The sequence below is a fragment of the Burkholderia sp. MS455 genome (assembly GCF_016899445.1).
GTDB classification, from domain to species: domain Bacteria; phylum Pseudomonadota; class Gammaproteobacteria; order Burkholderiales; family Burkholderiaceae; genus Burkholderia; species Burkholderia pyrrocinia_C.
The window spans coordinates 12,191-24,237 of sequence record NZ_CP041778.1; the positions used below are offsets into that span (position 1 = coordinate 12,191).

Annotated in this window: 9 protein-coding genes; 7 read left to right on the plus strand and 2 right to left on the minus strand. The window is 67.3% G+C overall.

What is annotated here, in order from left to right; translation table 11 throughout:
* Positions 1–18: 18 nt before the first annotated feature.
* The 5 genes from FPJ27_RS04435 to FPJ27_RS04455 all read left to right on the plus strand — a co-directional run bounded on the left by FPJ27_RS04435 (position 19) and on the right by FPJ27_RS04455 (position 6,495).
* The gene (locus FPJ27_RS04435) at positions 19–567 is read left to right on the plus strand and encodes a fimbrial protein (protein WP_204423051.1); all 549 of its coding nucleotides are present in this window, start codon (positions 19–21) and stop codon (positions 565–567) included.
* A gap of 88 nt (positions 568–655) precedes the next feature.
* Positions 656–1,429 carry a fimbria/pilus periplasmic chaperone gene (locus FPJ27_RS04440; protein WP_204422146.1) on the plus strand — a complete coding sequence of 258 codons (774 nt, stop codon included), beginning with the start codon at positions 656–658 and terminating at the stop codon, positions 1,427–1,429.
* Positions 1,430–1,501: 72 nt separating this feature from the next.
* The gene (locus FPJ27_RS04445; RefSeq protein ID WP_204422147.1) at positions 1,502–4,129 is read left to right on the plus strand and encodes a fimbria/pilus outer membrane usher protein; all 2,628 of its coding nucleotides are present in this window, start codon (positions 1,502–1,504) and stop codon (positions 4,127–4,129) included.
* Positions 4,117–5,280, plus strand: a complete 1,164-nt coding sequence (locus tag FPJ27_RS04450) for a fimbrial protein (RefSeq protein ID WP_204422148.1) — start codon at positions 4,117–4,119, stop codon at positions 5,278–5,280. The genes FPJ27_RS04445 and FPJ27_RS04450 overlap by 13 nt, the downstream gene beginning before the upstream one ends.
* 81 nt (positions 5,281–5,361) lie before the next feature.
* Complete coding sequence (locus FPJ27_RS04455) at positions 5,362–6,495, plus strand: fimbrial protein (RefSeq protein ID WP_204422149.1); 1,134 nt, start codon at positions 5,362–5,364, stop codon at positions 6,493–6,495.
* 170 nt (positions 6,496–6,665) lie between these two features.
* Here the strand turns inward: FPJ27_RS04455 and FPJ27_RS04460 are convergent, their stop codons facing one another.
* Positions 6,666–7,262 carry an ABC transporter substrate-binding protein gene (locus tag FPJ27_RS04460; protein WP_034181524.1) on the minus strand — a complete coding sequence of 199 codons (597 nt, stop codon included), beginning with the start codon at positions 7,260–7,262 and terminating at the stop codon, positions 6,666–6,668.
* Positions 7,263–7,595: 333 nt separating this feature from the next.
* Between FPJ27_RS04460 and FPJ27_RS04465 the strand changes: the two genes are divergently transcribed.
* Both FPJ27_RS04465 and FPJ27_RS04470 read left to right on the plus strand, forming a co-directional pair.
* Entirely contained in the window at positions 7,596–10,229 is a 2,634-nt protein-coding gene (locus FPJ27_RS04465) for an MMPL family transporter (protein WP_204422150.1), read from the plus strand.
* Positions 10,222–11,229 (plus strand): VacJ family lipoprotein, encoded by a 1,008-nt coding sequence (locus FPJ27_RS04470; protein ID WP_204422151.1) that lies wholly within the window; start codon positions 10,222–10,224, stop codon positions 11,227–11,229. The genes FPJ27_RS04465 and FPJ27_RS04470 overlap by 8 nt, the downstream gene beginning before the upstream one ends.
* 108 nt (positions 11,230–11,337) lie before the next feature.
* Here the strand turns inward: FPJ27_RS04470 and FPJ27_RS04475 are convergent, their stop codons facing one another.
* A complete protein-coding gene (locus FPJ27_RS04475) occupies positions 11,338–12,045 on the minus strand; it encodes a phosphorylase (RefSeq protein ID WP_204422152.1) in 708 nt (235 codons plus the stop codon).
* Positions 12,046–12,047: the final 2 nt, after the last annotated feature.

Consider the following 12,047-nt stretch of genomic DNA (forward strand, 5'->3'; position numbering starts at 1 on the left):
TTTCAGAAACCAGAAACCATGCAAACCAAACTCATTACCGCCGTGTTGTTCGTGGCTGCAGCCACTGCGTCGCAAATCGCATCCGCAGCCGACGGCACGATCACGTTCAACGGCACCGTGCTCGCGCAAACCTGCACGATCAACGGCAACGGCAGCGGCTCGAACAACTTCAATGTCCCGCTGCAATCGGTGTCGACCAGCGCGCTGGCCGCCGCAGGCCAGTACGCCAACCGCACGCCCTTCAACATCTCGCTGACGGCCTGCACGCCGGCGTCGGGCACCGTCCACGCCTACTTCGAGCCGGGTCCGACGGTCGACACCGCCACCGGCAACCTGATCCTGGCCGCGGGCGGCGCGAGCAACGTCGAGATCCAGCTGCTGAACGGCGACGGCAGCTATTCGCCTATCAAGATCGGTGCGGCTGACGCCTCGCAAAACTCGAAGGCCGTCGCAATCAGCGCGGCCGGCGCCGCCACGCTGAACTACTACGCGCAGTACCTCGCGACCGGCGCTGCAACAGCGGGCGCGGCGACGTCGAGCGTGATGTACTCGCTCGTTTATCAGTAATCAATCATTTAGTTATACGTAGCAGATGGAGTGGGGCGGCACGACGTCGCTCCACCCCTCGTGCTCGCTACCGGCATCGATCCCTATCATGAAGCTTCGAAAAACACTCCGGCGCGCGATCGCCACCGCGTGCGTCGCATGGCTCGGCTACCTGGCGACACCTGCCGTTGCATCGGTGGTGATCGGCGGCACGCGCGTGATCTATGGCGCGAGCGAGTCCGAGGTCACGCTCAAACTGTCGAACGCCGGCCAGTCGCCCGCGCTCGTGCAGTCGTGGGTCGATGCAGGTGACGTGCGCAGCGCGCCGTCCACGATCAAGGTGCCCTTCACCGTCACGCCGCCGATCGCGCGGATCGATCCGTCCAAGTCGCAGACGCTACGCATCGTCTACACCGGCGAGCCCATGCCGCAGGATCGCGAGTCGGTGTTCTGGCTCAACGTGCTCGAGGTACCCCCTAAACCGGGCGCGGCCGACGCGGACATGAACCATATCCAGCTCGCGTTCCGTTCGCGCATCAAGCTGTTCTATCGTCCGGAAAAACTCAAGGGTTCATCGGCCGATGCGCCGGCGCAGCTCACCTGGCGGCTCACGCAGGCCGACGGGAAACCGGCCATCGAGGCGCACAACCCAACGCCGTTCCATGTGTCGTTGACCATGATCAGCGTGCAGTCGGGCGGACGCAGCGCGATCTTCGACGATGGCGGCATGGTCGGGCCGGGCGAGACGCGCGCCTTCCCGCTGAAGGGCGACGTGCCCGGCGCGGCCGGCGCCAGCGTGCGTTACACGGCGCTGAACGACTACGGCGGCTCGGTCAGCGGCGAGACGCCATTGCGGTCCGGCCCCGCGGCGCCATCGCGATGATGCGCGGCTGACCCCCTTCCATTGCGCGAGGCGCGGGTAGCGCGCCACGTCCTTTCCACGGCAAGACCAAGCATGCCCGCCCGGGCAGGGCGCAGGCTTGCTCACGCTCGGGTGCCTATCGTGATCCAACGTCTTTCCAGTTTGCCGTCATTCATGCGCTGGCGCCCGCGCCCGTGCTTCCTGCTCGCGCTGTCGATGTTCGCATCGACCGACACGATGGCGGAGACCACCAGCGCCACGCAAGTGGCGGAAGTCCAGTTCGACGACCTGTTCCTGCAGCGCCCGGGCGGCGCGCGGGTGGACGTCAGTCGCTTCGCAAAGGGCAATGTTGCGGCGCCGGGTTCGTATCGCGCCGACCTGTACGTCAATACGAACTGGATCGGCCGCGCCGAGATCACGCTGCACCAAGCGGGCGGCAGCCGGAACAACGTCCAGCCCTGCTTCGATCGCGAGCTGTTGCAGCAGGTCGGGGTGGATCTCGCGAAGCTGTCGCCCGAAGCGACGCACAGGTTGACGGACTCGAACCATGCCTGCGCGACGATCGGCATGCTGGTGCCGGACGCCGTCGCCACCTTCGACAATGGCGAGCAGCGGCTCGACGTCAGCATCCCGCAGGCCTCGCTGAGCCGCGCTGCGCGCGGCTACGTGGATCCGCGCTACTGGGACGAGGGCGTGCCGGCCGCGCTGCTGTCGTACAACGGCAACATCTACCGTGCCGACAACCGAGGCGCCTCGTCGACCCAGGCCTACCTGGGCCTGACCGCCGGCCTGAACGTCGGGCCCTGGCGCTTCCGCCACAACGGCAACTACACCTACGACACGCACGGCGGCACGCACTACCAGAGCGTGCAGACCAGCCTGCAGCGCTCGATCGCTCGCCTGAAGGCGCAGCTCGTGATCGGCGACGCGTTCACCGACGGCACGATGTTCGACAGCGTGGGCTTTCGCGGCGTGCGGATCGCCAGCGACGAGCGCATGTATCCGGAATCGCAACGCGGCTATGCGCCGACCATCCACGGCATCGCCAACAGCAATGCGCTGGTGCAGGTGCGCCAGAACGGCAACATCATCTATAGCGCCAATGTCGCGACCGGCCCGTTCGAGATCGACGATCTCTATGCGACCGGTTATGGCGGCGACCTCGACGTCATCGTGACCGAAGCCGATGGCAGCATCCACACCTTCAAGGTGCCGTATGCGTCGGCCGTCAGTTCGCTGCGGCCCGGCATCACGCGTTTCAGCGTGACAGCGGGCCAGTACCGCAGTCCGCTGCTGTCGAGCAAGCCGGCGCTGTTCCAGGCGACCGTACAGCACGGTTTCACCAACCTGATCACCGGCTACGGCGGCATGGCCGCCGCGCCCGGCTACGTGGCAGGCCTGGTCGGCGCCGCACTCAACACCGGGCTGGGCTCGTTCGCGTTAGACATCACGCAGGCCAACACCGATCTGCCCGGCATGGGCACGCGCCACGGCCAGAGCGTGAAGCTCTCGTACAGCAAGCTGATCAGTCCGACCAATACCAATATCGCGGTGGCCGCCTACCGCTATTCGAGCAGCGGCTACCTGGGCCTGCAGGACGCCATGCAGTTGCGCGGCCAGCAGACGGGTGGCGTGAACGGCCTGCTGTCGGGCGGCGTACGTCGCGGTCAGTTCCAGGTCATGCTGAACCAGGGCCTGCCGGAAGGCTGGGGCTCGTTCTACCTGTCGGGCTCGACCGTCAACTACTGGAATCGCGGCGGCAACGACACGCAGTTCCAGGCCGGCTACAACAATAATTTCCGGCGCATCAACTACGGCGTGTCGGCCGCGCGCCAATTCGACGCGACGCAAAACCGCTGGGACAACCGATTCATGCTGAACGTGTCGATCCCGCTGAACCTCGGCTCGCGCACGTTGTACTCGTCGACCAGCCTGCAGCACGACAGCCGTGGCACGACCCTGGTCCAGCAGTCGCTGACGGGTTCGCTCGGCGTCGACAACGCGCTCAGCTACGGCGTGAACGTCGGCCGTACCAGCGGCGGCGGCGCCGGGGCGACCGTCAACATGGGCGGCAACGTGTCCTACATGTCGCCGTATGCGACCTTCTCGGGCAATGCTTCGAAGGGCACCGGCTTTACGCAGTACGGCGGCGGCATCTCGGGCGGCATGGTGGCCTATGCCGGCGGCGTGGCCTTTGCGCCGACCATGGGCGAGACGATGGCGATCGTCGAGGCCAAGGACGCGAACGGCGCACGCGTGACGGCCGGCAGCGGCCTGCGCATCGATTCGTTCGGTCATGCGCTGGTGCCGAGCCTGACACCGTTCTCGACCAACGAGGTGGAGATCGATCCGAAGGGCGTGCCGATGAGCGTCGAGCTGAAATCCAGCGCGCAGCATGTCGCGCCGACCGCGGGCGCGGTGGTGCGGCTGAAATACGAAACCGAGGGCGGCGGGCGCGCGGTGATCATGCGTGCGCGCATGAGCGATGGCGAACCGGTTCCGTTCGGCGCGGAGGTAAGCGATGCGACGGGGCAGAACGTCGGCACCGTGGCGCAGGATGGCCGTGTCGTGTTGCGCGGCGTGAAGAGCGATGCCGGCACGCTGAATGTGAAGTGGGGCGATACGGCCGCCGAGGGCTGTGCGCTGTCGTACACGCTGCCGACGGCAAGCAAGGCGAGCCAGCAACGCTGGACCGATGCGGAGGCGGTATGCACGAAATGAGCAAAGCGGGTGCGATGGCTCTGGGAAAGATCATGAAACGGAACGGGACACCGGCCTCGACGCGCAGGCAGAAGCAATCGGCGCGAGGCTTGGGCCGCCTGGCGTTCTGGCTGCTCACGCTGGCCGCGCTGATGCTCGGCTTGTGCTCGCGTGCGGCGTTCGCCCAAAGCGCCAGCTGCTCGGGTACCGCGCAGACGATACCGGTCTCGATGCCGCCCTCGGTGACGGTCCCGCGCGATGCCGCGAACGGCACGGTGCTGACCGCCTGGATCAGCACCCCGGCTACCAGCAACTACTACAGCTGCACGGTGTCGGGGTCGGCGTCCACGGGCATGCTCTTCGAACCGCTGTCGATGACCAAGTCCGGCATGACCGTGACCGGGCCGACCGGGGTGGCCTACACGGTCTGGAATACCAATGTGCCCGGCATCGGCATTGCGATCGGCATACGCTCCTACGTGAACGGCTGCGGATGGCAGGCGTGGCTCGATCTCGGCACACCGTTTGCGCTGTTCCCCAGTCCGTGGACAGGCTGGGTCTGCAACACAAACGGTTCGATCACCAACGGCGGCCAAGCCCAGATGGCGTTGGTCAAGACCGGTGCCATCACGGCGGGCACGGTGGCGGGCGGCGTGTTGTTCGAGGGCGGGTCGGCGCAAAGCACCACCGGCACGTATACGGTCGCGACCGCGAGCCGCAAGTCGTTCTCGCTGTCGTCGACCATCATCAACGTGGCCGCTTGCACCACGCCGAACGTGACGGTCAACATGGGTTCGCACATGCAGTCGGAATTCACGGGCATCGGTTCGACCACCAGGCAGGCCGTCGCGGTCAACGTGGCGGTCAACGCCTGCCCGATAGGCCTGAACTCGATCCAGTACCAGTTCATCCCGGTCAATGCCGTACTCGACGCCACCAACGGCGTGCTGGCGCTGTCGAGCGGTTCGACGGCCACCGGCATCGGCCTGCAACTGAAGGACAGCAGCGGAAATGCGTTGAAGTACAACACGCAGTACACGCTGACGAGCTACAGCAGTGCGACGGGCGGCTCCTACACGATCCCGCTCACGGCCCGGTACTACCAGACGGCCGCCAGCGTGACGCCCGGCAGCGCGAACGCGGTGCTGACCTTCACCATGACGTATCAATAAGCACTGCGCATCAGGTTTTGACGTATGCGGAGGCGGTACGGACGCAATGAGCAAGCGGATGTGATGGACCAGGTAAAGATCATGAAACGGAACGAGAAGCCGGCCGAGACGCGCGGGCAGACGAAATCGGTGCGAGGCCCGGGCCGCCTCGCGTTCTGGCTGCTCACGCTGGCAGTGCTGATGCTCGGTTTGGGCACACGTCCGGTGTTCGCCGCGGGAACCATCAGTTGCTCGGGAACGGCTCAGACGGTGACGCTGTCGATGCCGGCCTCGGTGACGGTCCCGCGCGACGCTGTAGTCGGCACCATGCTGACCGGCTGGGTCAGTACGCCGAACGTTCCCAATTACTACACTTGCACGGTGTCGGGTACGGCGGCCGCGGGTATGGTCTTCGAACCGCAGTCGATGACCAAGGCCGGCATGACCGTGGCCTCGCCGAATGGTGGAACCTATACGGTCTGGAATACCAATGTGCCTGGCGTCGGTGTCGCGATCGGCGTGAGTACTTACGCGAACGGTTGCGGAAGCCTGCCGTGGAAGGATCTCGGCGTGCCGTCTGCGCCGTTCCCCAGCCCGTGGACGGGGAACTCCTGCAACGCAAACGGAATTGTTACTTCGATCAGTAACGGCGGTATGGTGCAGGCGGCGCTGGTCAAGACCGGCCCGATCACGGCGGGCACGGTGACGGGCGGCGTGCTGCTCGTGGGGGCATCAGCGACGAGCACCGGCAGCAACGTGTATACGGTCGCCGCCTCGCCTCTCGTGTCGTTTTCGCTGACCTCGACCATCGTCAACGTGGCGGCGTGCACCACGCCGAACGTGACGGTCAACATGGGTTCACCCCTGCAGTCGGAATTCACGGGCATCGGCTCGACCAACAAGCAGGCCGTCTCGTTCAACGTGGCGGTCAACGCCTGCCCGACAGGCCTGAACTCGATCCAGTACCAGTTCATCCCGGTCAATGCCGTGCTCGACGCCACCAACGGCGTGCTCGCGCTGTCGAGCGGTTCGACGGCCACCGGCATCGGCCTGCAACTGAAGGACGGCAACGGCAATGCGTTGAAGTACAACACGCAGTACACGCTGACGAGCTATAGCAAATCGACGGGCGGCTCCTACACGATCCCGCTCACGGCCAGGTACTACCAGACGGCCGCCAGCGTGACGCCCGGCAGCGCGAACGCGGTGCTGACCTTCACCATGACGTATCAGTAGGCCGCGCACAGCGGGCCTTGAGGTGTGCGAAGGCGGCCTGGACTTGCGCGTGCACGCCCGGACGCGCGGTCACGTCGGCCGTTCGACTGCTCTCCGGGCACCCTGGCTAACAGACAAGGGCGCCCGAGGGCGCCCTTCGTACTTCCGGATTCGGGACCGCGCAGCGGCCGTCAGTTCGTCCGCGAATTGTGCTTCTGCAGATACGCGATCAGCCCGTCGATCCCGCCCGACGCGAGCTGGCTCTTGAACTGGCCCTGGTAGACCTGGATCAGCCACGCGCCCGACATGTCGATGTCGTAGATCTTCCAGTCGTTGCCGACCTTGCCGAGCCGATAGCCGACCGACTGGCTGTCGCCCGGCGTCGTCACCGTCGATTGCACGAGCGCGTCGGCGCCCGATGCGCCGCCGGCCTTGAACGAGAACTTCGCGTCCTGGCTGCCGAGCTGCGCGAGCGACGCGGCGTAGGTGCGCGTCATCAGCAGCCTGAACTGCTTGTACAGCTCCTGCTGCTGTTGCGGCGTCGCCTGCTTCCACGCGTCGCCGACGGCGATGCGGGTCGTGCGCTCGAAGTTGGTCGCGGGCAGGAAGCGCTGCTCGACGACCTGCGTGACCTTCGCCATGTCGCCGCCGCGTGCGGCCGGATCGGCCTTCATCGCGGTGACGGTGCCCTCGACCGCATTGCGGACGATGTCGACCGGCGCGCTCTGCGCGAAAGCGGAAACCGACACGGCGGCGGCCGCGACGAAAGCAAACAGATGACGTTTCATACGAATATTCGCGCTCAATGGGAAAAAACGACCGGCTCCTTGCATCGGCCGGTGGGGCAAAGTATACCGGGCCCGACGCCCGGTTGCCGCGCCGTGACCGACTGTTACCTTTCAGCTTCATTTGTCACAGGCGCGGGTGACGGCACGATGGCGCAGCTGAGCTCAGCTCCGATTATGTAAATATCCCCTTACAAAACAGCCGGCCACCGGTATCGATTCCGCCGCCGCGAACAAATCTCCTTCCCGCCCCGAAACCCGCAACGTCACGTCAGTCGCCACGCCGCGCCGGTATACTTGGCTACTTTGCCCTTGCCAGCCGCTCCCCACCGCCACATGGTGACATCTCTCATCGTCCGACTCGTTGCGTGGTCGGTGCGCCGTCCCGTCTGGGTCGTCGTCCTGTCGCTCGTCATCGCTGCCCTCAGCGGTGTCTACGTCGCGCAGCATTTCAAGATCAATACCGACATCAGCAAGCTCGTCGATGCGGAACCGCAATGGGCCGCACTCGGCCAGGCCGTCGATAAAGCGTTCCCGCAACGCAACGGCACGATCCTCGCGGTCGTCGAGGCGCCCGCGCCCGAATTCGCGAATGCCGCCGCGCATGCGCTGACCGAAGCGCTGCAGAAGCAGGCCGAAGCCGGCCGCATCGGCCAGGTCGCCGAGCCCGGCGGCGGGCCGTTCTTCGAGCACAACGGGCTGCTGTTCCTGTCGCCGCAGGAAGTCACCGATACGACCTCGCAGCTCGCGAGCGCGCGCCCGCTCGTCAACGAACTCGCGAAGAACCCGAGCCTGACCGGGCTCGCGACGACGCTGGCCACCACGCTCGGCCAGCCGCTCCTGACCGGCCAGGTGAAACTGCCGGCGATGGCGAAGCTGCTCGCGCGCAGCGCCGCGACGGTCGACGACGTGCTGGCCGGCAAGCCGGCCGCGTTCTCGTGGCGCGCGCTGGTCGACAGCGATGCCGCGCGGCAGCCCGCGCGCGCATTCGTCACCGTGCAGCCCGTGGTCAACTACGGCGCGCTGAAGGCCGGCGCGGAAACCAGCCAGGTGATTCGCGACGCTGCCCGTTCGCTCGACCTCGAAAAGCGCTACGGCGCGGCCGTGCACCTGACCGGCGAACAGCCGCTCGCCGACGATGAATTCGCATCGGTCGAGGACGGCGCGGCGCTCAACGGCGCGCTCACGCTGCTCGCCGTGCTCGTCATCCTGTGGCTTGCGCTGCGCTCGAAGCGGATGATCGGCTCGGTGCTCGTCACGCTGTTCGTCGGCCTCGTCGTGACCGCCGCGCTCGGCCTCGCGATGGTCGGCTCGCTGAACATGATCTCGGTCGCGTTCATGGTGCTGTTCGTCGGCCTCGGCGTCGATTTCTCGATCCAGTACGGCGTGAAGTACCGCGAGGAACGCTTCCGCGACCAGCGCATCGATCACGCGCTGATCGGCGCCGCGCACTCGATGGGCATGCCGCTCGCGCTGGCCACGGCGGCCGTCGCGGCGAGCTTCTTCTCGTTCATCCCCACCGCCTATCGCGGCGTGTCCGAGCTCGGCCTGATCGCGGGCGTCGGGATGTTCGTCGCACTGCTGACCACGCTCACGCTGCTGCCCGCGCTGCTGCGCCTGTTCGCGCCGCCGGGCGAATCGAAGACGCCGGGCTTCCCGTGGCTCGCGCCGGTCGACGATTTCCTCGATCGCCATCGCAAGCCGATCCTGATCGGCACGCTCGCGGTCGTGATCGGCGCGCTGCCGCTGCTCGCGTTCCTGCGCTTCGACTTCAACCCGCTGCACCTGAAGGATCCGAACAGCGAATCGATGGCGACGCTGCTCGCGCTGAAGGATTCGCCCGAAGCAGCCGTCAACGACGTCACGCTGCTCGCGCCGTCGCTCGCCGAAGCCGATGCGGCCGCGAAGCGTCTCGACGCGCTGCCCGAAGTCGGCCGCACGACCACCCTGTCGACCTTCATCCCCGCCGACCAGCCGGCCAAGCGCGCGGCGATCGCCGCGGCCGCGAGCGACCTGCTGCCCGCGCTGACGCAGCCGGCCGCGCCGCCCGCGACCGACGCGCAGCGCGTCGCGGCGCTCAAGCGCGTGTCGGATCTGCTCGGCTACGCGGCGGAAGATCACCCGGGCCCGGGCGCGGCCGCCGCGCAACACCTGTCCGCGTCGCTCGCGAAGCTCGCCGCCGCCGACAGCGCGACGCGCGACCGCGCCGAGCGCGCATTCTCCGATACGCTGCGCATCGCGCTGAACCAGCTCGCCGCGCTGCTGCAGCCGCAGGACATCACGCGCGAATCGCTGCCGCCGCCGCTCGTGCGCGACTGGGTCGCGCCGGACGGCCACGCGCTCGTGCAGATCTCGCCGAAGGTGCCGAAGGGCGTCGACCCGAACGACGACACGATGCTGCGCCGTTTCGCGCAGACCGTGAAGGCCGCGGAACCGGGCGCGACCGGCGGGCCGATCTCGATCCTGCATTCGGCCGACACGATCATCAACGCGTTCCTGCATGCGGGGGTGTGGTCGATCATGTCGATCACGATCCTGCTGTGGGTCACGCTGCGCCGCTTCGGCGACGTGCTGCGCACGCTGGTGCCGCTGCTCGTGTCGGGTGTCGTGACGCTCGAGATGTGCGTCGTGCTCGGCATGCCGCTCAACTTCGCGAACATCATCGCGCTGCCGCTGATGCTCGGCGTCGGCGTCGCATTCAAGGTGTATTTCGTGATGGCGTGGCGCGCGGGGCAGACGGGATTGCTGCATTCGAGCCTCACGCACGCGGTGCTGTTCAGCGCCGCGACGACGGCGACCGCATTCGGCAGCCTGTGGCTGTCGCACCACCCGGGCACGTCGAGCATGGGCAAGCTGCTCGCGCTGGCACTGACCTGCACGCTGATCGGCGCCGTGGTGTTCCAGCCCGTCCTGATGGGCAAACCGCGCGTCAAACGCGCCAAGAACCAATCGCAAGGAATCAATGAATAAGGTGCGAATCATCGCGGCGACCGTCGCCGCCAGCGCGATGCTGACCGGCTGCGCGACGGGACCGAACCGCAATCCCAACGACCCGCTCGAGCCGATGAACCGGACGATGTACAAGATCAACGACGCCGTCGATTCGAACATCGCCGTGCCGATCGCGAAGGGTTACCAGAAGATCACGCCGACGCCCGTGCGCACCGCGATCAGCAACTTCTTCTCGAACCTCGGCGATCTCGGCAACATGGCGAACAACCTGCTGCAGTTGCGCATCACCGATGCGACGCAGGATCTGATGCGCGTGACGATGAACTCGCTGTTCGGCGTCGCCGGCCTGATCGACATCGCGACGCCGGCCGGGCTGCCGAAGCATCACCAGGATTTCGGCCTGACGCTCGCGCGCTGGGGCGTGCCGTCCGGCCCGTATCTCGTGCTGCCCGTGTTCGGGCCGAGCACGGTCCGCGACGGCGTCGGCCGTGCGGTGGACGTGCGCTTCAACCTGCTCAACTACATCGAGCCGGCCGCGCGCAACCCGATGTACATCGCGCAATTCATCAGCGCGCGTTCGGACCTGCTCGGCGCGACCGACCTGCTGAAGCAGGCCGCGCTCGATCCGTATTCGTTCGTGCGCGACGCGTACCTGCAGCAGCGCAAGTCGCTGACGTATCGCAGCCAGTCGTCGTCGACCGCGCTGCCGAACTACAGCGAGCCGGGCGAATCGGGCGCCGTGCCGGCCGCGGCGCCGGCCGTGCCGGGGCTGCCGAACTACGAGGATCCGGGCGCATCGGATGGCGCATCGGGCGCCGCGCCGAACAACGCGCCGGCCGCGCCGGGGTTGCCGCAGTACGACGATCCGGGTGCGGACAATGCGATGCCGGCGAGTGCGCCTGCCGCGGCACCGGCAGCGGCAGCGGCATCGTCGAGTTCCGCGACGACGCCGGCACCGGCCGCCGACGTCACGCCGGCCGCGCCGGCAATGCCCGCGAGCAGTCCGGCCGCGCAGTAACGCTGCAACGGCGACCGCCGCAAAGACAAAGAGCGCTGCATCAGGCAGCGCTCTTTTTTTGTCCGCGAAAACGGAGAGAGGAGGGAAAGAGAAACGTGGCGGTGCCGCTCAGACGATCCGCATCGCACCCGCACGCTCGAACGCGTGGCGTGCCTGGATCAGTGTCGTACGCGCCGCGCGCGCATCGCTGGCGACCTGCAGCAGCGGGCCGAGCTGCGACGGCTGCTTCAGCAATTCGCGCAGGATCGGCAGGATCGCCGTGCTGCCGTCGTCGCGCAGGCCGGCCGTCGCCGCGCGCGGCAGCGTGCGCCACGCCGGATCGACGATCGCGCGGCACACCGCGAACGGCACGCCGCGCGCAGCCGCGAAGGCCGCCGCGATGTGCGACTCCATGTCGACGGCGAGCGCGCCCTTCGCGTGGTGCAGCGACGCCTTTTCCTGTTCGCTGACGACCGGCGCACCGACGGCCGCGATCGTGCCGCGCGTGACGCGCGCCCATACCGGCGTGTCGTGCAGCGCGGCGACGAGCCGCGCGCTCCAGCTCGTATCGGTCTCGACGCGGCCGAACGGCCCGTCGATCGCGTTCGCGATCACGAGCGCGCCGGGTTCCAGATCGGGCGCGAGCCCGCCCGCCGTGCCGAAGCTCACGATGCCCGCGCAACCACGCGCGGTCGCGTCGGCCAGCGCACGCTCGAGCCGGTCGGCCCGCGCGGCGAACACGGCCTCGACGCCGTCGCCGCGCGCGATGCGCGCCTCGAACGCCATCCCCGTCACCGCGATGACGGGCAATGCGCCGTTGTGCCGTGATGCGCCCACGC

Coding starts and splice junctions, on each gene's coding strand:
- FPJ27_RS04435 (WP_204423051.1), top strand. CDS start 19: ATGCAAACCAAACTCATTACCGCCGTGTTGTTCGTGGCTGCAGCCACT.
- FPJ27_RS04440 (WP_204422146.1), top strand. CDS start 656: ATGAAGCTTCGAAAAACACTCCGGCGCGCGATCGCCACCGCGTGCGTC.
- FPJ27_RS04445 (WP_204422147.1), top strand. CDS start 1,502: ATGCCCGCCCGGGCAGGGCGCAGGCTTGCTCACGCTCGGGTGCCTATC.
- FPJ27_RS04450 (WP_204422148.1), top strand. CDS start 4,117: ATGCACGAAATGAGCAAAGCGGGTGCGATGGCTCTGGGAAAGATCATG.
- FPJ27_RS04455 (WP_204422149.1), top strand. CDS start 5,362: ATGAAACGGAACGAGAAGCCGGCCGAGACGCGCGGGCAGACGAAATCG.
- FPJ27_RS04460 (WP_034181524.1), bottom strand. CDS start 7,262: ATGAAACGTCATCTGTTTGCTTTCGTCGCGGCCGCCGCCGTGTCGGTT.
- FPJ27_RS04465 (WP_204422150.1), top strand. CDS start 7,596: ATGGTGACATCTCTCATCGTCCGACTCGTTGCGTGGTCGGTGCGCCGT.
- FPJ27_RS04470 (WP_204422151.1), top strand. CDS start 10,222: ATGAATAAGGTGCGAATCATCGCGGCGACCGTCGCCGCCAGCGCGATG.